18 protein-coding genes and 1 pseudogene are annotated in these 23,192 nt (G+C 58.5%); 16 read left to right on the forward strand and 3 right to left on the reverse strand.

The features are described 5' to 3' along the window. Nucleotides 1-22: 22 nt before the first annotated feature. Nucleotides 23-1,199, forward strand: a pseudogene (locus ACODS3_RS24055) (EAL domain-containing response regulator); the annotation flags it as partial. Between the two features lie 79 nt (nucleotides 1,200-1,278). On the opposite strand, the gene ACODS3_RS24060 reads toward ACODS3_RS24055, so the two are convergent. Continuing rightward, nucleotides 1,279-1,941, reverse strand: a complete 663-nt coding sequence (locus ACODS3_RS24060; RefSeq protein ID WP_201017928.1) for a response regulator — start codon at nucleotides 1,939-1,941, stop codon at nucleotides 1,279-1,281. 283 nt (nucleotides 1,942-2,224) lie between these two features. Here ACODS3_RS24060 and ACODS3_RS24065 point away from each other — a divergent pair, with 283 nt between their 5' ends. Then, a complete protein-coding gene (locus ACODS3_RS24065; RefSeq protein ID WP_201017927.1) occupies nucleotides 2,225-2,518 on the forward strand; it encodes a DUF3509 domain-containing protein in 294 nt (97 codons plus the stop codon). Between the two features lie 195 nt (nucleotides 2,519-2,713). Here the strand turns inward: ACODS3_RS24065 and ACODS3_RS24070 are convergent, their stop codons facing one another. Continuing rightward, on the reverse strand, nucleotides 2,714-3,550 hold the full coding sequence (locus ACODS3_RS24070) for a TIGR02285 family protein (protein WP_489036623.1): 837 nt from the start codon (nucleotides 3,548-3,550) through the stop codon (nucleotides 2,714-2,716). A gap of 296 nt (nucleotides 3,551-3,846) precedes the next feature. Between ACODS3_RS24070 and ACODS3_RS24075 the strand changes: the two genes are divergently transcribed. The 3 genes from ACODS3_RS24075 to ACODS3_RS24085 all read left to right on the forward strand — a co-directional run bounded on the left by ACODS3_RS24075 (nucleotide 3,847) and on the right by ACODS3_RS24085 (nucleotide 7,348). Then, entirely contained in the window at nucleotides 3,847-4,389 is a 543-nt protein-coding gene (locus tag ACODS3_RS24075; RefSeq protein ID WP_201003674.1) for a YaeQ family protein, read from the forward strand. 60 nt (nucleotides 4,390-4,449) lie between these two features. Further along, a complete protein-coding gene (gene recJ / locus ACODS3_RS24080) occupies nucleotides 4,450-6,159 on the forward strand; it encodes a single-stranded-DNA-specific exonuclease RecJ (protein WP_489036599.1) in 1,710 nt (569 codons plus the stop codon). Between the two features lie 82 nt (nucleotides 6,160-6,241). Continuing rightward, nucleotides 6,242-7,348, forward strand: coding sequence for an NADH:flavin oxidoreductase/NADH oxidase (locus ACODS3_RS24085; RefSeq protein ID WP_201017925.1), 1,107 nt, complete (start codon nucleotides 6,242-6,244; stop codon nucleotides 7,346-7,348). Between the two features lie 10 nt (nucleotides 7,349-7,358). On the opposite strand, the gene ACODS3_RS24090 is transcribed toward ACODS3_RS24085, so the two are convergent. Beyond that, nucleotides 7,359-9,458 carry a response regulator gene (locus ACODS3_RS24090; protein ID WP_489036601.1) on the reverse strand — a complete coding sequence of 700 codons (2,100 nt, stop codon included), beginning with the start codon at nucleotides 9,456-9,458 and terminating at the stop codon, nucleotides 7,359-7,361. A 288-nt stretch (nucleotides 9,459-9,746) separates the two neighbouring features. Between ACODS3_RS24090 and ACODS3_RS24095 the strand changes: the two genes are divergently transcribed. The 11 genes from ACODS3_RS24095 to ACODS3_RS24145 all read left to right on the forward strand — a co-directional run bounded on the left by ACODS3_RS24095 (nucleotide 9,747) and on the right by ACODS3_RS24145 (nucleotide 23,185). Continuing rightward, nucleotides 9,747-10,490, forward strand: coding sequence for a tellurite resistance TerB family protein (locus ACODS3_RS24095; RefSeq protein ID WP_201017923.1), 744 nt, complete (start codon nucleotides 9,747-9,749; stop codon nucleotides 10,488-10,490). Between the two features lie 248 nt (nucleotides 10,491-10,738). Next, a complete protein-coding gene (locus ACODS3_RS24100) occupies nucleotides 10,739-12,361 on the forward strand; it encodes a methyl-accepting chemotaxis protein (RefSeq protein WP_201017922.1) in 1,623 nt (540 codons plus the stop codon). Between the two features lie 9 nt (nucleotides 12,362-12,370). Continuing rightward, nucleotides 12,371-12,907, forward strand: a complete 537-nt coding sequence (locus tag ACODS3_RS24105) for a chemotaxis protein CheW (protein ID WP_201017921.1) — start codon at nucleotides 12,371-12,373, stop codon at nucleotides 12,905-12,907. Continuing rightward, nucleotides 12,904-14,199 carry a CheR family methyltransferase gene (locus ACODS3_RS24110; protein WP_201017920.1) on the forward strand — a complete coding sequence of 432 codons (1,296 nt, stop codon included), beginning with the start codon at nucleotides 12,904-12,906 and terminating at the stop codon, nucleotides 14,197-14,199. Before ACODS3_RS24105 ends, ACODS3_RS24110 begins: the two co-directional genes overlap by 4 nt. Further along, nucleotides 14,196-14,885: a chemotaxis protein CheW gene (locus ACODS3_RS24115; protein WP_489036604.1), complete on the forward strand. Its 690-nt coding sequence runs from the start codon at nucleotides 14,196-14,198 to the stop codon at nucleotides 14,883-14,885. The genes ACODS3_RS24110 and ACODS3_RS24115 overlap by 4 nt, the downstream gene beginning before the upstream one ends. Then, nucleotides 14,882-17,272, forward strand: coding sequence for a hybrid sensor histidine kinase/response regulator (locus tag ACODS3_RS24120; RefSeq protein WP_489036606.1), 2,391 nt, complete (start codon nucleotides 14,882-14,884; stop codon nucleotides 17,270-17,272). The genes ACODS3_RS24115 and ACODS3_RS24120 overlap by 4 nt, the downstream gene beginning before the upstream one ends. After that, nucleotides 17,269-18,279 carry a chemotaxis response regulator protein-glutamate methylesterase gene (locus ACODS3_RS24125; protein ID WP_489036608.1) on the forward strand — a complete coding sequence of 337 codons (1,011 nt, stop codon included), beginning with the start codon at nucleotides 17,269-17,271 and terminating at the stop codon, nucleotides 18,277-18,279. Before ACODS3_RS24120 ends, ACODS3_RS24125 begins: the two co-directional genes overlap by 4 nt. Nucleotides 18,280-18,324: 45 nt before the next feature. After that, nucleotides 18,325-19,332: a response regulator gene (locus ACODS3_RS24130; protein WP_201003653.1), complete on the forward strand. Its 1,008-nt coding sequence runs from the start codon at nucleotides 18,325-18,327 to the stop codon at nucleotides 19,330-19,332. A 152-nt stretch (nucleotides 19,333-19,484) separates the two neighbouring features. Continuing rightward, nucleotides 19,485-20,580 (forward strand): peptide chain release factor 2 gene (prfB, locus tag ACODS3_RS24135; protein WP_201017917.1). Its coding sequence is split into 2 segments (ribosomal slippage): nucleotides 19,485-19,556 and nucleotides 19,558-20,580, totalling 1,095 coding nucleotides; the frame shifts between segments, so codons are not numbered across the junction. A gap of 94 nt (nucleotides 20,581-20,674) precedes the next feature. Further along, the gene (lysS, locus tag ACODS3_RS24140; protein WP_201003649.1) at nucleotides 20,675-22,177 is read left to right on the forward strand and encodes a lysine--tRNA ligase; all 1,503 of its coding nucleotides are present in this window, start codon (nucleotides 20,675-20,677) and stop codon (nucleotides 22,175-22,177) included. 282 nt (nucleotides 22,178-22,459) lie between these two features. After that, nucleotides 22,460-23,185, forward strand: a complete 726-nt coding sequence (locus ACODS3_RS24145) for a TetR/AcrR family transcriptional regulator (protein WP_489036611.1) — start codon at nucleotides 22,460-22,462, stop codon at nucleotides 23,183-23,185. The last annotated feature ends 7 nt before the right edge of the window (nucleotides 23,186-23,192 follow it).

A 23,192-nucleotide genomic window follows, 5' to 3' on the forward strand; every position in this document is an offset into this window, starting at 1 on the left:
GGCTGTGATCTGGAAAATGACCGTGCGCTCTCTCAAAGTTCTGATCCTTGAAGACAATCCTTTTCAATTGATGGCCTTGCACCAGATGCTCAATGCCAATCAGGTATTCGACGTGCTGACCGCAGACAGCGTCGAAGCTGCAAGGCAGTCTTTGCTCAATCGGGGTGAGGTCGATATCGCCATCTGTGATCTGCAGATGGAGGGGCCTGATGGCCTGGAGTTGATTCGTCATCTGGCGCAGAGTGGCCAGGCCAGGGCGCTGATCGTTCTCAGCAAAGTTTCGGAATCGGTGCTTGATGGCGTGGTTCAATTGGCCCGCAGTCAGGGGCTGGAAGTATTGGGGGGCTTGCAGAAACCGGCCTCGGCGGCCCGGCTGTGCGATTTGCTCGAAGCCTATGATCAGTCCGCCTCGATACCCGGCCAGAGCGTGCCGGATACCCAGCCTCAACCTGTCTTTTGTGCCGAGCAATTGCTTGTCCCGGCAGCAGGCCGGGATTGTCCGGATCTGGCAGTGCTGGCTGAGCAGTGGATCACCTGCTTTCAACCCAAGGTCAGCGTCGATGGCGATGTTCTGGGCGTCGAAGCGCTGGTCCGTTGGCAGCATCCATTGCACGGTCTGTTGGCCCCTGGCAGTTTCATGCAGGCGATTGAAAGCGCCGGGCTGCTGGTGCCCTTGACCTGGCACGTGCTTGAGCAGTCTTTGCAATTGTCCGCAGATGTCCGCTGCAAGCAAGGCGAGGCGTTGCCTGTTGCGGTGAACATTGCTCCGCGGGTACTGGAGCAGACGGACTTTGCCACGCGAATCATGGCGCTTCTTGTGCTGTATGAGTTACCGGCAAGCATCCTCACCCTGGAAATTCTCGAACATGACGCCCTGCAACCCGAGGCATGGCAACTGGAGGCGTTGCTGCGCCTGCGCATGCAGGGCTGCACGCTGTCCATCGATGATTTCGGTATGGGAGCCTCTAACATCATGCGGCTTTTGCAGCTCCCGTTCTCTGAGCTGAAGATCCCTGCCGAATTCGTGCGTGGCATGGCGGACGATCCTCGCAAGTCGGCGGTTGTTGCCGGGGTGATGTTCATGGCTCGACGCCTGTCGCTGGATGTCGTGGTGGAAGGGGTGGAAACAATCGATGACTTTCACAGCCTGCTGGTGCTGGAGACTCCGGCCATTCAGGGCTATTTCGTTTCCCGCCCCCTGTGCGTGGCAGATCTGTTGTGCTGGCTCGACGAGCGCAAAAGGTGCAGTCCGAGGCCGGTATCGCGAAAGGTAGCGGGTCAGGAGAGCCCGTGTTCCTGTAGGTAAATGAAAAACGCTGCTTCGTTGCTCAGGCCGAGTTTGCGCATGGCGCTGACTTTTTGTGCGCTGACGGTCTGTTTGCTGCGGCTCAGTTGGGTGGCGATCTCACCGACGGTATTCCCGGCAGCCAGCAGGCGTACGACTTCCAGTTCTCTGGGGCTCAATTGCTCAAGCGGTTTCAGCCTGTCTGCCCCATGATCCTCGGCTTCGAGCAGGATTCTGTGTACCGAGTCGGCCATGAACACTTCCTTGCGCCGGATGCTCCTGATTGCAGCAGGCAACTCGCCCACCACACTGGCCTTGCTCAGCAATCCTTGGACATTGAGCGAAAGCATCGCTCGAAACAGTCCGGCATTGCTCAGGGTTGTCACCACGATAACCGGTAGCTGCGGGAAGTGGCGATGAATGCGCTGCAGCAGACGTAAACCATCGCTTTGCCGTTGCGCCGGCATCATGAAGTCCGTGACCAGCACATCACACTCATGGTTCTTGAGTTCCTGAAACAGTTCGTTCGGGCTACAGGCCTGTGCGACGACACGGGCTGCATTGTCTTGCTCGATCACCACGCGCAGGCCGATCAGAAAGATCGGATGGTCATCCGCCAGGATGATGCGCAGGGGGCGATCAGTGGAAGCGCTCAAGGTATTGCTCCATCGAATGGCAGCTAACGTCATTGCATACGATGTTGCTGTTTGGGTATCACCTTGATCTATAGGAAATTTGTAGGATGTTGGGTGTAGATGGTGGTGAATGTTCCTATAACTAATGAGCGGATCTGATCTCCGGTTTTTTTTTTGTCATATTCGACAGGCATGCTCGGTTATCAGAGCCGTCCAATGAACCTCGCAGGCCAAAGAACTTTCCGCGCTTGCCGATGGTCAGTGATAAGCACCTTTGCATTCAAACTGTTGAGTGGTGATCCAGATGGAAAATATCAGCTTACTGCTAAGCGAAGCGCTGGCTCCTTACCAGGCCAGCCTCAGCCCGGAAGGCGCACGTGGAGAGCGTCTGGTAACACTGAAAGATGCTACTGGTGCCATTGTGATCGAGCGCAGTTTCACTGCCGATCAACTGCGCGATAAACGTCAGCTCACAGATGTCGTGGACGGTTTGCACCGGGATTTGATGGTTGCCGAAGGCCGGATCGAGCCCTGCGTGATCGCTGCGACGCGCCATGCCGCACTGGCCCGTGCGTTCACTGCGCCCGCTTTTGCCTGAGCGAGCCAGGAACCTTATTCCTTGAGAGCGTTCACATAGGTTGTGGCAGTTTCGATCATTGTGCTCCGGTGATCGAAACCTCCCAGGTGTTTGCCCCGGGTAGCTCTCCCCTCTGCCCGGGGTTTCTTTTTTTGAAATGTATCTGCGCATCGGTGATGCTGCGTTGAAAACAGGCTCACCTTCGTCGTACAGCGCTTAGTTAGTCTCAAAAAACGCCTTGGCATCCTCTATGTACTGCGCCCGCAATTCCGGGTCCAGCCAGTTTGCATAGAAATTCAACAGGCTGGTTTCGCGCAGGGTACGCATTTCCCGGTTGATGATTTCCATGGCTTGCCTGCCTTGTGGCGTATCCGAGCAGCCAATGTGGGTGAACTGGTATTTGGGGGTGTCCTTGACAGGCAGGAAGGTCAGTTCCTCGGGCCTTATCCCCTGTAGCAAGGCATGGGCGCGGGCTTCGGGCCAATAGCTGATCAGTGCCTGCAGACGTCCCAATCGCTCCATTTGCAGCAGGCTGCCGACGGCATCGTTGCCATAGTGCTCGCTCAACTCCTGCCTGGGAGTGTGGCTGAGCGTTTCGTCGATCACAGCTCCATAACTGCGCTCTGCAACGACACCCAGCTTGATGGTCTTGCTGGCCATCAGCGCGCGCAGGTCGATATGCCCGTCGGCGATGAACGGGGTGAAGCGCTCAAGGTCATCCTTGCGCACCACCAGCCCATTGCTGAACACGATGTAGGTCGGAATGGAAAAGACGATGGTCCTGGCCCGTGTCGGGGTCCACAGCAAAGTGGGGTCGCAGGTCAGCGAAGTGTCGTTCAGCATCTGTGTGCTGCGGGCCCGATTGACCCGCATCAGCACATGTTCATACTCGGGCATGCGGGCTATCAGCACCGGCATGAATTGATCGATAGCGCCTTGCCCTTGATAAGGGCCGGAAAATATCGTCGCTGGCGGCATGTCGCGCAGAAGCCAGATCAACGTCTCTTTGGCCTGGCTGATGCAAGGTAATCCCGATAGCACCAGTGCCAGCAGCAACCTGGTCAAATACGATCTTGCAGACGGCGAGGCGAGAGAAGACATTCTCTGGTTTCATCCCGAAAAATAGTATTCAAGTGAATGGACCGTGATTGGATCGTTGCAGTGACGATGGCGTCACAAGTGCTTCAAATCCTGACATCAGGGTCAATATGGTTGCCTTTTTCGCAGTCGTAAATTGCATCAATGTCTGCAATCAAGCCAGTGGATTTTGCTTGCCGGGGCAATGTGGTCGTTCCCCGGCCCGGTATCGGTTAGACTTGCGCCTTTTCCCCGACACTAGAAGCCCGTTCATGGCACAGCCCTCCACGACCTACAAGTTTGAACTGAACCTCACCGATCTTGACCGTGGGGTCTATGAAAGCGTCAAGCAGACCATCGCCCGCCACCCGTCCGAGACTGAAGAGCGCATGACTGTGCGTCTGCTTGCCTATGCCTTCTGGTACAACGAGCAATTATCGTTCGGGCGTGGCCTGTCTGAAGTAGACGAACCAGCCCTTTGGGAAAAAAGTCTCGACGACCGTGTTCTGCACTGGATCGAGGTTGGCCAGCCCGACGCTGATCGCCTGACCTGGTGTTCGCGTCGTACCGAGCGCACCAGCCTGCTGGCCTATGGCAGCCTGCGCGTCTGGGAAGGCAAAGTGGTTCCGGCCGTCAAGAACCTGAAGAACGTCAACATCGCGGCGGTGCCTCAGGACGTTCTGGAAGCGCTGGCCAAGGACATGCCACGGGTCATCAAGTGGGATGTGATGATCAGTGAAGGCACTGTTTTCGTGACCGATGACCGCGGTCAGCACGAAGTACAGTTGCAGTGGCTGGCAGGTGAGCGCGGCTGATAGCCGTGCCTTGACCGACCCGCTCAGATTGTTGAATACACAGAGAATCACCTGAACCGCATGCGCATCGAACCTCGTCTGTTGCCCGACACCCTGCCTTTTCTTGGCGATCTGCCGCCTTTGCTTACCCGGCTGTACGCCTCAAGGGGCGTGATGTCCGAAGCCGAACTGGATAAGGTTCTGAAGCGACTGATTCCGTATCGGCAGCTCAAGGGGATCGATGCGGCCGTAGACCTGCTGGTGACAGCACTCCGTGAGCGCCAGCGCATACTGATCGTCGGAGACTTCGATGCTGACGGCGCGACGGCCAGTACGGTCGGTGTGCTGGGGCTGCGCCTGTTTGGCGCGGCGCATGTGGATTATCTGGTCCCCAACCGCTTCGAGTACGGCTACGGCCTGACCCCTGAAATCGTTGAAGTGGCCTTGCAGCGCAAGCCTCAATTGCTGATCACCGTGGATAACGGCATCTCCAGCGTCGAAGGCGTGGCTGCGGCCAAGGCGGCGGGGCTGCAAGTGCTGGTGACCGATCACCACTTGCCCGGTCACGAATTGCCGAAGGCTGACGCTATCGTCAACCCGAACCAGCCCGGTTGTACCTTCCCGAGCAAGTCTCTGGCGGGCGTGGGGGTGATCTTCTACGTCTTGATGGCCTTGCGCGTGAAGTTGCGTGATATCGGCTGGTTCAATGAGCACGCCGAGCCCAATCTGGCTGAACTGCTGGATCTTGTTGCCTTGGGCAGCGTGGCCGATGTGGTGCCGCTGGACGCCAATAACCGCATTCTGGTGCACCAAGGCCTGCTGCGTATTCGTGCCGGCCGTGCGCGGCCAGGGTTGCGTGCCATCCTCGAAGTCGCCGGTCGCGACGCCTCGCGCATTACCTCTACCGACCTGGGATTTATCCTTGGCCCGCGGCTGAATGCGGCCGGTCGTCTGGACGACATAAGCGTGGGGATCGAGTGCCTGCTTTGTGATGATCCGGTGCTGGCGCGGGAAATGGCCGTGCAACTGGATGAGATGAACCAGGACCGCAAGTCCATCGAACAAGGCATGCAGCGCGAGGCGCTGGCGCTGCTCGAGAACCTGTCGGTCGATTCCATGCCGTTCGGTCTGTGCCTGTTCAAGCCCGACTGGCATCAAGGCGTGATCGGTATTCTCGCTTCGCGTCTGAAAGAGCGTTATCACCGTCCGACCATTGCCTTCGCCAGTGCCGGGGAGGGCGTGCTCAAGGGCTCGGCTCGGTCTGTGCCGGGCTTCCATATCCGCGACGCACTGGATGCGGTTGCCGCCCGTCATCCGCAACTGATCAGCAAGTTTGGCGGACACGCCATGGCTGCAGGCCTCTCATTGCCCGAAGCGAACTTCCCGATGTTTGCCGAAGCATTCGATCTGGAGGTGCGTCGCCAGCTCAATGAGGAAGATCTCACCGGACGCTTGCTGTCCGATGGTTCGCTGACAGTCGAGGAGTTCAATCTGGGGCTGGCGCGAGAGCTGCGCAACGCAGGTCCATGGGGGCAGCACTTCCCCGAGCCTTTGTTTCACGGTGTATTTCGTCTCGTGAATAACTACATCGTCGGCAAGAAACATCTGAAAATGGTGCTTGAAACCGAATGTGGCAGTATCAAGCTTGATGCCATTTCCTTCGGCGTTGACCTCGATATCTGGCCTGTCCAGGAGAAGTGCAAGGTCGAACTGGCCTACCGGCTGGACCTCAACGAATATCGGGGCAACGAGACAGTGCAGTTGATCGTGACTCATATCGCCATTCGTTGAACCAGACTCTCTCCCGGGTTGTCGACTAGGCTCTGTAGACACAAAACAGTCCAGCGCCTGATTTTCAACCTGAGAGGTCGCCATGAGCCTGCTGCTTGAACCCTACACCCTTCGCCAGCTCAACCTGCCCAACCGCATCGCTGTTTCGCCCATGTGCCAGTATTCCAGTGTCGATGGCCTGGCCAACGACTGGCACCTGGTCCATCTAGGCAGCCGTGCCGTTGGCGGTGCAGGGCTGGTGTTCAGCGAAGCCGTTGCCGTGACCGAAGATGGTCGTATCACAGCCCAGGATCTTGGCCTGTGGAGCGACGAGCAGATCGAGCCCCTGCAACGCATCACCCGTTTCATTACGTCCCAGGGTTCTGTTGCGGGTATTCAACTGGCCCATGCAGGACGCAAGGCCAGCACCTGGCGTCCCTGGCTGGGCAAGCATGGCAGCGTGCCCGAGAGCGAAGGTGGCTGGAAGCCCTGGGGGCCTTCGGCCATTGCTTTCGATCCACAACACACGGCCCCGGTGCAACTGAGCGAAAGCCAGATCCAGGGTTTGATCCAGTCCTTTGTCGACGCGGCCCGTCGTTCCTTGATCGCAGGTTTCAAGGTGGTCGAGATTCACGCAGCCCATGGCTATCTGCTGCATCAGTTCCTGTCGCCACTGAGCAATCAGCGCACGGACCAGTATGGCGGCTCGTTTGAGAACCGTATTCGCCTGACCCTGCAAGTGACCGAAGCTGTTCGGGATGTCTGGCCTGAAGAGTTGCCGCTGTTCGTTCGTGTCTCCGCCACTGACTGGGTAGAAGATGGCTGGAATCCCGATGAAACCGTCGAGCTGGCGCGTCGCTTGAAAGCCCTGGGTGTCGACCTGATCGATGTCTCTTCAGGCGGCACTTCCGCCAATGCGGAAATCCCGGTCGGCCCAGGCTACCAGACGCGCTTTGCCGAGCGGGTGCGCAAGGAGTCCGGGATTGCTACCGGCACGGTGGGGCTCATTACCGAACCTGCCCAGGCCGAACATATCCTGCGCACCGGTCAGGCTGACATCATCCTGCTTGCGCGTGAGTTGTTGCGCGACCCTTACTGGCCGTTGCATGCCGACGACGATCTGGGTGGACGCAAGGCTGTCTGGCCAGCGCAGTATCAGCGTGCGACCCATCGGGACCAGCCGATCCATGAGTCCGATCTGCGGGACTGACCGGCCCGCTTCAGCATGGCTCCTGTGCCGACCCGTCCAGCAGCTCCGTGATACGGCTGGTCAGGGTCGTGATAGCAAACGGTTTGGTCAGTACATGCATCCCCGGCTCCAGGTTGTCCTGAGCCAGGGCTGCGTTTTCCGCATAACCGGTCACGAACAACACCTTCAATCCCGGACGTACCGTTCTTGCGGCATCGGCTACCTGGCGGCCATTCATGCCGCCGGGCAGGCCGACATCGGTGATCAACAGATCAATGACTGCTTTCGATTGCAGAATCACCAGGGCTGCGGCGCCATGTTCTGCCTGCAAGACGATATAGCCTTGCTCTTCGAGCACTTCGGCCATCAGCGAGCGCACGGCAGGCTCGTCATCCACCACCAGTATGGTTTCACCGCCTGCGCTCTGGGTGAGCGGAACATCGAGGCTGATGTCATGTTCGGCAGGTTCGGTGTCGCCCACGAACTGTGGCAGGAGAATACAGATCCTCGATCCTTTGCCGGGCCGTGAGTCAATGCTGACCCCGCCGCCTGACTGGCGGGCAAAGCCATAGATCATCGACAGGCCAAGGCCGGTGCCCATGCCGATGGGTTTGGTGGTGAAGAACGGATCGAATGCCCGCCCGACCACTTCTTCGGACATGCCGGTGCCGGTATCGCTGACGCAGAGCGCCACGTAACGCCCCTCGGCCAGCTCATGCCTGGCTGCTGTCGCCGTGTCCAGAATGCGATTGCTGGTTTCGATCCTTATCGTGCCGCCGTCAGGCATGGCGTCCCGGGCATTGAGGCACAGGTTGAGCAGCGAGTTTTCCAGTTGATGCGGGTCGACCATCGTCGACCACAAGTCATCGGTGGGCTTTACCTGCATGTCGATGGCGGGGCCGACGGTGCGGCGTATCAACTCTTCCATGCCCTCGACCAACTCATCGATATGCGTGGCTTTGGGCGCCAGCGTCTGGCGCCGGGAGAAGGCCAGCAGGCGATGGGTGAGGGCGGCTGCACGTCTTGAGCCTTCAAGAGCGGAAGAGATATAGCGTCCCAGGTCTGTGCGACCTTGATTCACACGCGACTGGAGCAGTTCGATATTGCCGGTGATGCCCATCAGCAGATTATTGAAGTCATGGGCCAGCCCGCCCGTCAGTTGCCCGACCGCTTCCATCTTCTGCGACTGGCGCAAGGCTTCCTCTGCTTTGCGCAAGGCTTCGGAATGCAGCTTTTCAGGTGTGATGTGCTTGCCCAGCGCAAAGATCAGACCGTTACCCGGTGCTGCGGTCCAGCCGATCCAGCGATAGCTGCCATCCTTGTGCATGTAGCGGTTTTCAAACAGGGGCAACACGCTGCCAATGGCATGCTGCAAGGCGTCCTGTGTTCTGGAAACATCGTCAGGATGAACCAGATCCAGAATGGAGCTACCGACCAGCTCTCGCGTTTCTCGTCCCAGAATAGTGCCCCAGGCCGGATTTACCCGCAGGAAGTACCCCTTGAAGTCGACTACCGCCAGCAGGTCCGGGGAGATATCCCAGAAGGTATTCAGCTCGGCAGTCCGCTGTTCCAGCTTGGCGGTCTGCTGTTTTTCCAGTTCGATCAGGTCATTGATCAGTGCCTGTCGCTTCAGCTCACTGGATTCCAGTGCCTGTTTATCCAGGACATAGCGGGTGGTTTCCTTTGTGATGCAGAACATGCCGACGGTCACGCCATGCTCATCAATCACCGGGGAAAACGAGAACGACCACCAGGTCTGCTCGGTCTCGCCATAGCGAGCCATGGTCAGTGGCCTGTCCTTGTACAGGCAGGTCTTGCCAGCCAGGGCATTTTCGACCATGGGTGCCACCTGGTCCCAGACATCAGCCCACAATTCAGGGGCCTTGGCACCGATTGCATTGTCTTTGCGCGGGCCGAGAATGGGCGTGTAAGTGTCGTTATGGAAGAAGATCAACTGCGGTCCCCAGAGCAGATACATCGACTCCGGTGAGTTCAGGATCAGGTTCAACGTATTTTTCAGTGAAGCAGGCCACTGCTCTATCGGGCCAAGAGGTGTCTGGCTCCAGTCCTTGTTTCTGATCGTCCGGGCCGTTTCGCTGATGCCCGCAGGAAAACCAATGCTTGACGTCACTTCAGGCAAGCTCCGGTAGGGCAATGTTGATGGAATGGGGATTTCATAGACTTTTTTCAGAGTCAATTATCAATGTACCCACATGGGCGCATAATTTCTTCTCGAGTGAGTTGACCTTTGAAATGCATCAGGGTTGCACCTGCTACGGTTTAACTTTTTGCGGCGTGAATTGACCTCGCTGATAACGTCATCTGCAACATTCAGATGCACACCTGAAATCACCCGTTTGAGACTTCGCTTTAACCTGCGTGTCAATGAATCATCTGACATGCCTTGTGGAGGTTTCTTATGAATACGCGCGGTTTACTCGACCAGTTGCTCAAGTCTGGTCAAAACATGTTGCAAGATAAGGTAAGCGGCAAGTCTGGCAAGCGCTCTTCCAGTAGCGACGCGCTGGTAAATGGCCTGGGCAGCCTGCTTTCTGGCTCAAAATCCGGTGGCAAGAGCGGTGGCCTGGGCAGCCTTTTGTCCGGTGCGGGCGGTGGTGCTTTGGCGGCGGGTGCCATGAGCCTGCTCAAGGGCAAACGCTCATCCGGGATGGGAGGCAAGGTGTTGACCTATGGCGGCCTCGCGGCATTGGGCGTTCTTGCCTACAAGGCCTACAGCAACTGGCAGGCCAGCCAGGGCGTTACCGCTCAGCGTGAGCCACAGACCATCGACCGCTTGCCGGAGTCGCAGGCCGAGGAGCACAGCCAGGCGATCCTGCGGGCTCTGGTTGCCGCAGCCAAGGCCGACGGGCATGTCGACGAGCGTGAGCGCGAATTGATCGAGGGCGAGTTCAGCAAGTTGAGCAACGACCACGAGCTGCAACACTGGCTGCACGCCGAACTGAACAAGCCGCTGGACCCTTCTGAAGTGGCGCGAGCGGCAAAAACACCGGAAATGGCGGCAGAAATGTACATCGCCAGCGTGATTCTGGTGGATCAGGAACACTTCATGGAAAGGGCTTACCTTGACGAACTGGCTCGCCAATTGAAACTGGCGCCGGGCCTCAAGAGCGAGCTGGAAGAGCAGGTGCGCCAGGCTCAGTAAACGGTTTGAGGAGCGAGGGCTACGTGTCTGTCGATAGCCCTCCGGATCACAACGTACCCTGCATCCACGCGCGCGCCCGTCAGCCCGGATTCCTGCGCCACCCCGCCTGCCAGGGTCACTTTCAATTTCCTTTCCCTGCAACACGCTAATACATAAAAGCCTGGGCTATACTCAGGCCGCTTGGACCGTCTGTCGGTCCGCTTCTTGAACACGGCCAGACGCCGTTGTTGAACTCTTGAGGGCTGACTGTGAAGAACTGGACTCTGCGCCAAAGGATTTTGGCGAGTTTTGCCGTCATCATTGCGATCATGCTGTTGATGGTGGTTGTGTCTTATTCGCGCTTGCTGTCGATTGAGTCCAGCGAGGAACAGGTTCGCCTTGATGCACTTCCCGGCGTCTATTACAGCACTCTGGTCCGCAGTTCCTGGGGCGAAAGCTACATTCGTACTCTGGAACTCATCGGTGAAGGCCGGGCGCGACCGCTGACCAAGCAGGAGCAGGACCAGTTCGAGGGGTTTGACGATAACCTTCAGACCCAGATCAACGGTTACAAGAACTCCATTTTCGACGATGCCGAAAGAGCAAACTTCACGCTCTTCGAGAAACGGCGCGAGATCTACGCCCGTTTGCTCAAGGAAGTGCATACCGCTTATGGGTCTGGCGACTATGCCAAGGCCCGCTCCGAATTCTATGAACAGGTGAATCCGGTCTGGAGCGATGGACGCAAACAGCTCAACGACATCATCGTCGCCAACAAGCAACTGGCTGACCGGGCGACCGAGAACATCGTTTCCGCAGTATTGAGCGCCAAGATCAGCATGGTCTTTTCCCTGCTGATTGCACTCATGGCGGCGGCCTCCTGCGGTTTGCTGCTGATGCGCTCGATCATGTCGCCTATGCAGCTTATCGTGAAAATCCTCGACGTCATGCGCACCGGCGATTTGAGTTCGCGCCTGAACCTTGCCCGCAAGGATGAGTTCAACGCCGTGGAAACCGGCTTCAACGACATGATGACCGAGCTGACTGCACTGGTTGCCCAGGCGCAGCGCTCTTCGGTCCAGGTCACCACTTCCGTGACCGAAATCGCCGCCACCTCGCGCCAGCAACAGGCTACAGCCACTGAAACCGCTGCCACGACCACCGAAATCGGTGCCACCTCGCGAGAAATTGCCGCCACGTCCCGCGACCTGGTGCGCACCATGACTGAAGTGACCTCGGCCGCCGATCAGGCTTCGGTTCTGGCGGGGTCCGGCCAGCAAGGGCTGGCACGGATGGAAGACACCATGCATCAGGTGATGGGCGCGGCCAATCTGGTGAACTCCAAGCTGGCGATCCTCAACGAGAAAGCGGGCAACATCAACCAGGTGGTGGTGACCATCGTCAAGGTTGCGGACCAGACCAACCTGTTGTCGCTCAATGCTGCCATCGAGGCCGAGAAAGCCGGTGAATACGGTCGCGGTTTCGCGGTGGTTGCCACCGAGGTGCGTCGTCTGGCCGACCAGACCGCCGTCGCCACCTACGACATCGAACAGATGGTTCGCGAAATCCAGTCGGCGGTATCCGCTGGCGTGATGGGCATGGACAAGTTCTCCGAAGAAGTGCGCCGTGGCATGTTCGAGGTAACGCAGGTCGGCGAGCAGCTTTCGCAGATCATTCATCAGGTTCAGGCCCTTGCACCGCGAGTGCTGATGGTCAACGAGGGGATGCAGGCCCAGGCCACGGGTGCCGAGCAGATCAATCAGGCGTTGGTGCAGTTGGCCGATGCCAGCAGTCAGACTGTCGAGTCATTGCGTCAAGCCAGTTTCGCCATCGACGAGTTGAGTCAGGTAGCGGTAGGGCTGCGCAGTGGCGTCTCGCGTTTCAAAGTCTGAGTCCGGGCCATGATGGATCACTCACCCAAACGCCAAGGCCCCGCGCCTGTCGTGAACAAGCTGTTTCTGTTGTTCCGTATCGGCGAGGAGCGTTACGCGCTGGAGGCGGTCGAGATCGCCGAAGTGCTGCCGCGTGTGAAACTCAAGGCTATCGCTCACGTGCCGCATTGGGTGGCGGGGATCTTCTCCCATCGTGGCGAAATCGTGCCGGTCATCGATATCAGTGCGCTGAGTTCGGGGCAGGCAGCTCCGTCGCGCACCAGCACCCGCATGGTGCTGGTGCATTATCGTCATGACGCCGCACATCCGGCTCAGTTGCTGGGCCTTATCCTGGAGCAGGCGACCGAAACCTTGCGTTGCCCGCCTTCGCAGTTCAAGGAGTACGGTCTGGAAAATCGTCTGGCACCTTATCTGGGGCCGGTTCGAGAGGACGAGCAAGGGCTGCTGCAATGGATTCACGTTCAGGAACTGTTGACCGAACCTGTGCGCGAATTGTTGTATCCCATTCCTCCGCTTGATCTGGAGCTTCTTGAGGATGCGCCATGAGCGATGACTCGCGCTTTTTCAGTTTCCTCAAGGATCGTATCGGTCTGGACGTCACGTCGGTAGGCGAGGCCATCATTGTGCGTGCGTTGCGCCAACGCTCTCAGAACACCCGTTCCGTGGACGATGAAGCCTATTGGCAATTGCTGCTGAGTTCGCCCGAAGAGCAGCAGGCGCTGATTGAAGCGGTGATCGTTCCGGAAACCTGGTTCTTCCGTTATCCCGAATCCTTCCTGACACTGAGCAAGCTGGCACTGGAGCGTCTGATAACGCTTAACGACGCCAGACCGTTACGCATTCTCAGCCTGCCATGCTCGACAGGCGAAGAGCCTTACTCCATTGCGATGGCTCTGTTCGATGCCAATATCGGCGCGCAGCATTTCAAGATCGATGCCGTCGACATCAGTCCCTTGTCGATTCAAAAGGCCTGTCGCGGTATCTATGGCAAGAACTCGTTCCGGGGCAACGATATCGGCTTCCGCGACCGGTTTTTCAGGCCGGTGGAGGATGGCTACCAGATTGAGGACCGGGTGCGTGCGCGGGTGAATTTCCAGCCCGGCAATCTGCTTGACCCTGCTCTGGCGACGCAGGAACCCTACGACTTCGTGTTCTGCCGCAATCTGGTGATCTATTTCGATCAGCCTACGCAGCGCCATGTATTCAAGGTGCTCAAGCGCCTGACCCGAGAAGACGGCTTGCTGTTTATCGGCCCTGCCGAGGGCAATCTGTTGAGCCGGGTTGGCATGCGCTCTGCCGGTATCGCGCAATCATTCGCTTTCAGGCATGCGCCCGGACACGACGCGAGTGCGTCTGCAGTTGTCGAGCCTGTACCGATTGCCCGCAGCATGGCGCCACCGGTTCGCGAGCCGGCCCGGCCTGCTCCACGGCCTTTCGCTCCTGCGGCACCTTCATCTGCATCAGGCAATGCGCCTGCTCCTTCCCGGCCTGCGCCTGCCGTGGCCGGCAAGGATGATGTCGCGGCCCAGTTGGCGACTATTGCCAGCCTTGCCAACGAGGGCAAAAGCGTTGAGGCGCGGGCTGCGTGCGAGCGTTATCTGCAACAGCACGAGCCTGTGGCTCAGGTGTTCTACTGGCTGGGGCTGCTCAGCGAAGTGGAGGGGAGCGTGTCGCAGGCTCAGGGTTTCTATCGCAAGGCGCTGTACTTGCAGCCGCAGCACCCTGAATCCCTGGCGCAACTGGCCGCTTTGCTGGCGTCCCAGGGAGACAGTGCCGGTGCTCGTCGTTTGCAGGACCGTGCTACGCGCGGCGCCAATAAACAAGGAAGCAATCGATGACGGGGCTGTCCACTCTTTCGAGTCTGACTCACGACGACGCCCAGGCCATCGATGATTGCTGGAACCGCATCGGCATTCACGGTGATCGTTCCTGCCCCGTATTGCAGGAGCATATTCATTGCCGTAACTGTGCGGTGTACTCTGCTGCGGCTACCCGCTTGCTGGATCGTTACTCCCTGCTTCAGGAGCATCGCGATCAGTTTAAAAGCATAGAACTGCAACGTGATGTCCAGACCCGCTCGATTCTGGTTTTTCGCTTGGGCGATGAGTGGCTTGGGCTGGCAACTCGCAGCCTGGCGGAGGTCGCGCCCGATCAGGTCATTCATTCGCTGCCCCATCAGCGTTCCCGTGCCTTGCTCGGGGTCGCCAATGTACGCGGTGCCCTGGTGGCATGTATTTCTCTGGTCGAGCTGCTGGGGCTCGATAGCAGTTCTGTGGTCGCTACATCCGCGCGGATTGTTCCGCGCATGTTGATCATCGCCGCGCAAGGCGGGCCGGTGGTTGTTCCCGTTGATGAGGTCGATGGCATCCATGCCATGGAAGAGCGTCATCTGAACGCCGCGTCGGCTTCCGGTACGCACGCCAATGCACGATTTACCCGCGGTGTCCTGCAATGGAAGGGCCGCAGCTTGCGTTTGCTCGATGAAGAAGAGTTGTTGGCGGCCATCAACCGGAGCCTTACATGACCCCAGATCAAATGCGGGACGCTTCGTTGTTCGAGCTGTTTACCCTGGAAGCCGAAGCGCAGACCCAGGTGTTGAGTGCTGGCCTGCTGGAGCTGGAGCGTAATCCGACCCAGGCCGATCAACTGGAAGCCTGCATGCGGGCCGCTCATTCGCTCAAGGGTGCGGCGCGGATTGTCGGGGTCAATTATGGCGTCAGCGTTGCGCATGTCATGGAGGACTGTCTGGTCAGCGCCCAGGAGGGCCGACTGCTGCTCCAGCCCGACCATATCGACGCCTTGCTGTCGGGCACCGATCTGTTGATGCGCATTGCCACACCGACTGACAGCAGCATCGGGCAGAGCGATATCGACAGCTATGTCGAGCGAGTGAATTCATTGCTGGCTTCGGGAGTCGGAGCGGCGCGATCGGTCAGTGTTCCATTGCCTGATTCATTGTCAGAGCCTTTACCCGACCTGCTGACGGCCAGCGATATACCGCTGGTCGAGCCGCTGCTGGTGCCAGCGCCGGGTAGCAATCAGGCATCCCTCGATGCTCTGGCTGCCGCTTTGCGTCTTGAACAGCCGCCGCCCCCCGAGCCTGTTGCTGCCGAGCCGGAACCTGCGCCTGCCGCGACACGTGAGCGGCGGGTGTCCGATGGCGGCGAGCGAGTCTTGCGGGTTACTGCCGAACGGCTCAATGGCCTGCTCGACCTGTCCAGCAAGGCGCTGGTCGAAACTCAACGCTTGAAGCCCCTGCAAGCCGGAATGCAGCGTCTTAAACGTCTGCAGGTCAGCAGCGACAGGGCGCTGGAGGTCTTGGGAGCGTGTTTTGGTGATACAGGTCTGGAGCCGGATGCACAGAAGGCTTTGGAGGAGGCTCGCGACTTTCTGTCTCAGGCTCAGCAAATGCTGATGCAGCAGGCTGCTGAGCTGGATGAGTTCGGCTGGCAGTCTGGGCAACGAGCCCAGTTGCTGTACGACACTGCACTGGCCTGCCGTATGCGTCCGTTCGCCGATGTGCTCAACGGTCAGGCGCGCATGGTGCGTGATCTGGGTCGCGAACTCGGCAAGCAGGTGCGCCTGAAGATCGAGGGCGAAAAGACCCAGGTCGACCGCGATGTCCTGGAAAAACTGGAAGCCCCCCTGACGCACCTGCTACGTAATGCGGTGGACCATGGCATCGAATCGCCCGAGCGTCGCAAGGAACTGGGCAAGGACCCTGAAGGGCAGATTCAGTTGCGGGCCTCCCATGAGGCGGGTCTGCTGGTCGTGCAGCTCAGCGATGACGGCAATGGTGTCGATCTTGAACGTTTGCGCCGTAATATCATCGAGCGCAAGCTGTCGCCTGCCGAAACCGCTGCGCAGTTGAGTGAAGAAGAGCTGTTGAGCTTTCTGTTCCTGCCGGGTTTCAGCATGCGCGACAAGGTCACGCAGATATCCGGCCGGGGTGTAGGCCTGGACGCCGTGCAGCATATGGTTCGCCAGATGCATGGCAGTGTCGAATTGCAGCAATGGGCCGGTGAAGGCAGTCGTTTCCGCATCGAAATGCCACTGACGCTTTCGGTCGTGCGCAGCCTGGTGGTGGAGGTGGGCGGTGAAGCCTACGCCTTCCCGCTGGCGCATATCGAGCGCATGCGCGATTTGCAGCCCGAAGATATCGTGCAACTGGAAGGGCGCCAGCATTTCTGGCATGAAGACCGCCATGTCGGTCTGGTTTCTGCCAGTCAGTTGTTGAATCGTCCGCAACCCCAGAGAAGCGACGAGGCGCTCAAGGTCGTTGTCATCCGTGAGCGTGATGCCGTCTACGGCGTGGCTGTCGAGCGGTTCATCGGTGAGCGCACGCTGGTTGTCATTCCGATTGATGCCCGTCTGGGCAAGGTTCAGGATGTTTCTGCAGGCGCTCTGCTCGATGACGGTTCGGTAGTGTTGATCATCGATGTCGAAGACCTGCTGCGCTCGGTGGAAAAGCTCCTCAATACAGGGCGTCTGGAGCGTATTGACCGGCGTAATCGTCAAGCCGACCATGTGGCGCGCAAGCGTGTCCTGGTGGTTGATGACTCGTTGACTGTTCGTGAGCTGGAGCGCAAATTGCTGGTCGGCCGCGGTTATGAAGTGGCCGTTGCCGTTGATGGTATGGATGGTTGGAATGCCTTGCGTGCCGAGGACTTTGACCTGCTGATCACCGATATCGATATGCCGCGTATGGACGGTATCGAGTTGGTGACTCTGGTGCGTCGTGACACTCGTTTGCAATCTCTGCCAGTGATGGTGGTTTCCTACAAGGATCGTGAAGAAGATCGGCGCCGTGGCCTGGATGCGGGCGCTGACTATTATCTGGCCAAGGCCAGTTTCCACGACGATGCCTTGCTTGATGCCGTCGCTGAATTGATAGGGGACGCGCAAGAATGAAGATTGCCATCGTCAATGACATGCCCATGGCTGTAGAGGCCTTGCGCCGGGCGTTGGCGTTCGAGCCGGAGCATCAGATCGTCTGGGTAGCCGGTAATGGCGCCGAAGCGGTCAAACGTTGCGCCGAGCAGACGCCGGACCTGATCCTGATGGACTTGATCATGCCGGTCATGGACGGCGTCGAAGCCACGCGGCAGATCATGGCTGCGACACCATGCGCTATCGTTCTTGTGACTGTTGACCGTGAGCAGAACGTCCATCGTGTATTCGAGGCCATGGGCCACGGGGCACTGGACGTAGTGGATACGCCTGCTATCGGTGCTGGAAACCCTCGGGAAGCTGCGGCGCCATTACTGCGCAAGATATTGAATATCGGCTGGTTGATCGGGCAGCGCACCACCCGTGAACGTACAGCACCTCCTTCGCTGCGCAAGATTGCCTTGCGTGAAGGATTGGTCGCTATCGGCTCGTCTGCCGGAGGCCCGGCGGCGCTGGAGGTTTTATTGAAAGGGCTGCCGGCGAGTTTTCCGGCGGCTATCGTTCTGGTGCAGCATGTGGACCAGGTATTTGCCGCGGGTATGGCTGACTGGCTGTGTACGGCCTCGGGGTTGCCGGTGCGTCTGGCACGCGAGGGTGAGCCGCCACAACGCGGCGAGGTGCTGCTGGCCGGTACCAACCACCATATCCGCTTGTTGAAGGACGGGACGCTGGCTTATACGGCCGAACCTGTAAACGAAATCTACAGGCCTTCTATCGATGTTTTCTTCGAGAGTGTGGCCCGCTATTGGAATGGTGATGCTGTGGGTGTTTTATTGACCGGCATGGGGCGAGACGGAGCTCAAGGTCTTAAAATGATGCGTGAGCAGGGGTTTCTGACCATCGCTCAGGATCAGGCCAGTTCTGCGGTCTACGGCATGCCCAAGGCGGCCGCTGCCATTGACGCTGCTGCTGAAATCCTGCCGTTGCAGACTATCGCGCCTCGCCTGACCGAGGTATTCGCCCAATGACTTTCCAGGTGAATTCACCCGCAGCAGGTGACCAGGAGACGCATCATGCATGAAGTGCAGCCCGAAGAATTGAAGACCCCAGACGAAAATTCGGCGATGGTGCTGCTGGTAGACGATCAGGCAATGATCGGTGAAGCGGTGCGTCGTGGCCTGGCCAATGAAGAGTCGATCGACTTTCACTTTTGCGCTGACCCTCATCAGGCCATTGCCCAGGCAGTGCAGATCAAGCCGACGGTTATTCTGCAGGATCTGGTCATGCCCGGTCTGGATGGTCTGACGCTGGTGCGCGAATACCGCAACAACCCCATGACGCGGGACATTCCGATCATCGTGCTTTCCACCAAGGAAGACCCTTTGATCAAGAGCGCGGCATTCGCGGCAGGGGCCAACGACTATCTGGTCAAGCTGCCCGATACCATCGAACTGGTGGCGCGTATCCGTTACCACTCGCGCTCCTACATGACCCTGCTACAACGCGATGAGGCCTATCGCGCATTGCGTGTCAGCCAGCAGCAGTTGCTCGATACCAATCTGGTGCTGCAACGCCTGATGAACTCCGATGGCCTGACCGGCCTGTCGAATCGTCGTCACTTCGACGAATATCTGGAGCTTGAATGGCGCCGGGCGACCCGCGAGCAAAGCCAGTTGTCGCTGATGATGATCGATGTGGACTACTTCAAGGCCTACAACGATAACTTCGGTCACCTTGAAGGGGACGAAGCATTGCGTCAGGTTGCCAAGGCGATTCGTGCCAGTTGCAGCCGTCCGTCCGATTTACCGGCCCGTTATGGCGGTGAAGAGTTCGCCATGGTCCTGCCCAATACCACGCCCGGCGGCGTTCGATTGCTGGCCGAGAAACTGCGTCAGAGCGTTGCGGGCATGAACATCCCGCACATTGCTCCGGCACCGGGTTCTACGTTGACCGTCAGTATTGGCGTGGCAACGGTGATACCGCAGAACGGCCTCAACAGCCGACAGTTGATTCTCGATGCCGACAAAGGCCTGTACCTGGCCAAGCACAGTGGCCGTAATCAGGTGGCGGTGGGCGGTTAAGGCATATATGTCACTTGTGGGATGGGCCACAGCCACCAGACTCCTGAAATCAGCCTTTTAACTGACTGGGATTAATTCAACGGCTGCTTTCAGTGCCATCCCTGGGGTATACTCGTCGGCTTTGAAATTTTCGCCTGCGAGTGCTGCCTACCATGGAAATCAACCCGATCCTAAACAGCATTAAGGACCTGTCCGAGCGCTCCGAAACCATTCGGGGGTATCTTTGACTACGATCACAAGCATGATCGTCTGACCGAAGTAAACCGCGAGCTCGAAGATCCAAGTGTCTGGAACAACCCCGAGTACGCACAGAACCTGGGCCGCGAGCGCGCTTCACTGGCGCAGATCGTCGAAACCCTGGATGACATGACCTCAGGTCTGGCCGACGCCAGGGACCTGCTGCTGATGTCTGCCGAAGAGGAAGACCAGGCTGCCGTCGACGATGTGGCTGCTGAAGTCGAGCGCCTGCGCGAACTGCTGGAGAAGCTGGAATTCCGTCGCATGTTCAGTGGCGACATGGACCCGAACAACGCTTACCTGGATATCCAGGCCGGTTCCGGTGGCACCGAGGCTCAGGACTGGGCCAACATCCTGCTGCGCATGTACCTGCGCTGGGCTGACAAGCGCGGTTTCGACGCGACCATCATGGAGCTGTCCGCCGGTGAAGTCGCCGGTATCAAGGGTGCGACCGTACACATCAAGGGTGAATATGCCTTTGGCTGGCTGCGTACCGAAATCGGCGTGCATCGTCTGGTACGCAAGAGCCCGTTCGACTCCGGCAACCGTCGCCACACCTCGTTCTCGGCCGTGTTCGTCTCGCCGGAAATCGATGACAACATCGAAATCGACATCAACCCGGCAGATCTGCGGATCGACACCTACCGCTCCTCGGGTGCCGGTGGTCAGCACGTAAACACCACCGACTCGGCGGTACGTATCACTCACGTTCCGACCAACACCGTGGTCAGCTGCCAGAACGAACGTTCCCAGCATGCGAACAAGGACACCGCCATGAAAATGCTGCGGGCCCGTTTGTATGAGCAGGAAGTGCAGAAGCGCAACGCTGCGTCCCAGGCGCTTGAAGACACCAAGTCCGACATCGGCTGGGGTCATCAGATTCGCTCCTACGTTCTGGATGCCTCGCGCATCAAGGACCTGCGGACCAACATCGAGCGTAGCGACTGTGACAAGGTGCTCGACGGTGACCTCGACGAGTACCTGATCGCAAGCCTCAAGCAAGGCCTGTAATAACGCGCAGCCACCTCGATCCGTGAGAGTGGCTTGCCCGCGATCCCCTGCCGAGGGCGGGGGACAACGAACCTGTGATGGAATATCTAAAGACATGAGCGACCAACAACTCGACCCGCAAGCCCTGCAACAGGAAGAAAACACCCTGATCGCCCTGCGCAAGGAAAAGCTTGCTGCCGAGCGCGCCAAGGGTCAGGCCTTCCCCAACGACTTCCGCCGCGACAGCTACTGCAACGATCTGCAGAAACAGTATGCTGACAAGACCAAGGAAGAGCTGGCCGATGCAGCGATTCCGGTCAAGGTTGCCGGTCGCATCATGCTTAACCGTGGCTCGTTCATGGTGATCCAGGACATGACCGGTCGCATCCAGGTCTACGTCAACCGCAAGACCCTGCCGGAAGAAACACTGGCTGCGGTCAAGACCTGGGACCTGGGCGATATCATCGCTACAGAAGGTACCCTGGCCCGTTCCGGCAAGGGCGACCTGTATGTCGAAATGACCAGCGTGCGCCTGCTGACCAAATCCCTGCGCCCGCTGCCGGACAAGCATCACGGCCTGACCGACACCGAGCAGCGCTACCGTCAGCGTTATGTCGACCTGATCGTCAACGAGGAAGTGCGCGATACCTTCCGTGTCCGCTCGCAAGTCATTGCCCACATCCGCAGCTTCCTGATGAAGCGCGACTTCCTGGAAGTCGAAACGCCGATGCTGCAGACCATTCCTGGTGGCGCGGCCGCCAAGCCGTTCGAGACGCACCACAATGCCCTCGATATGGAAATGTTCCTGCGTATCGCGCCGGAGCTGTACCTCAAGCGCCTTGTGGTCGGCGGCTTCGAGAAAGTGTTCGAGATCAACCGCAACTTCCGTAACGAAGGCGTTTCGACTCGTCACAACCCTGAATTCACCATGTTGGAGTTCTACCAGGCTTACGCCGACTACGAAGACAACATGGACCTGACCGAAGAGCTGTTCCGCGAACTGGCGCAACTGGTTCTGGGCACCACCGACGTGCCATACGGCGACAAGGTGTTCCACTTCGGCGAGCCGTTCGTGCGTCTGTCAGTGTTCGACTCGATCCTCAAGTACAACCCCGAGCTGACCGCTGACGACCTGAACGACATCGACAAGGCCCGTGCCATCGCCAAGAAAGCTGGTGCCAAGGTGCTGGGCTTTGAAGGTCTGGGCAAGCTGCAGGTGATGATTTTCGAGGAACTGGTCGAGCACAAGCTTGAGCAGCCGCACTTCATTACTCAGTACCCATTCGAAGTCTCGCCGCTGGCGCGCCGCAACGACGACAACCCGAGCGTCACTGACCGCTTCGAGCTGTTCATCGGTGGACGTGAAATTGCCAACGCCTACTCCGAGCTGAACGACGCGGAAGACCAGGCCGAGCGTTTCCAGGCCCAGGTGGCGGACAAGGATGCCGGTGACGACGAAGCCATGCATTACGACGCTGACTTTGTACGTGCGCTGGAGTACGGCATGCCACCGACGGCTGGTGAAGGTATCGGTATCGACCGTCTGGTGATGCTGCTCACCAACTCCCCGTCGATCCGCGACGTGATCCTGTTCCCGCACATGCGGCCACAAGCGTAATCAGCTACAAGACAAGCCGCCCGAACAGGGCGGCTTTTTTATATCCATGTTTCGCGAATGAGTCCCTGCAGGAGTAATGTCGATCAGTTAAGGCACACACAAACTTGTAGGAGGCAGCTTGCTGGCGAAAAAGGCCTGAAAACCGGCAGATATTCTGTGCCTGTACGCTGAAGTCGCCAGCAAGCTGCCTCCCGCAAAGTGATTGACGACCTTAACTGATCAGCATTGCCCCGCAGGAGCAAATTCATTCGCGAAGGGACCGACCACAAAGGAACCCCCGTCGTGACAATCGCTCAAGAAGGAGCCGCAGGTGTTGCAACCGCCGTGGCCAGGAGTGTCAGGTATCAGGGCCGCAAGGCCAGTCGGGAGGGAAGTGAACAGCGTCGGCAGAAGATTCTCGATGCCACCATGCGTATCGTGGTTCGTGATGGTGTGCGGGCTGTGCGTCACCGGGCCGTGGCGAGCGAGGCAGGTGTGCCGCTGTCGGCCACGACCTATTACTTCAAGGACATCGATGATCTGCTGACCGATGCGTTCGCCCAGTATGTCGAACGCAGCGCTGCCTATCAGGCCAAGCTCTGGCAGAACACCGAAGTCGTCCTGCGTGAAATGATGACTCGCGGCACCGCCAACCCGGACGATCGCGTACGTCTGGCCGATGATATTGCGCGCATGGCCATGGAATATATCCGGCATCAACTGCTGACTCGCCGTGATTACCTGATTGCCGAGCATGCCTTTCATCATGAGGCGCTGATCAATCCCGGGCTGGCGCCTCTTGTCGTTGCCCACCAGAAGATATTGCTGCAAGGCACCTGTCAGTTTTTGCAGGTTATCGGCTCGTCGCAGCCCGATCAGGACGCTCAAGTGTTGACGGGGATTATCCGGCGGATGGAATATCAGGGCCTGCTTCATGGCCCGCACTATCATGCGGACGAAGAAATACTCGGTATTCTCACTCGCCAGATGCGTCTGGTCCTGGGGATCGATTTATCGGTCCGCAAATGAGATAGCC

Source organism: Pseudomonas sp. FG43 (assembly GCF_057809175.1).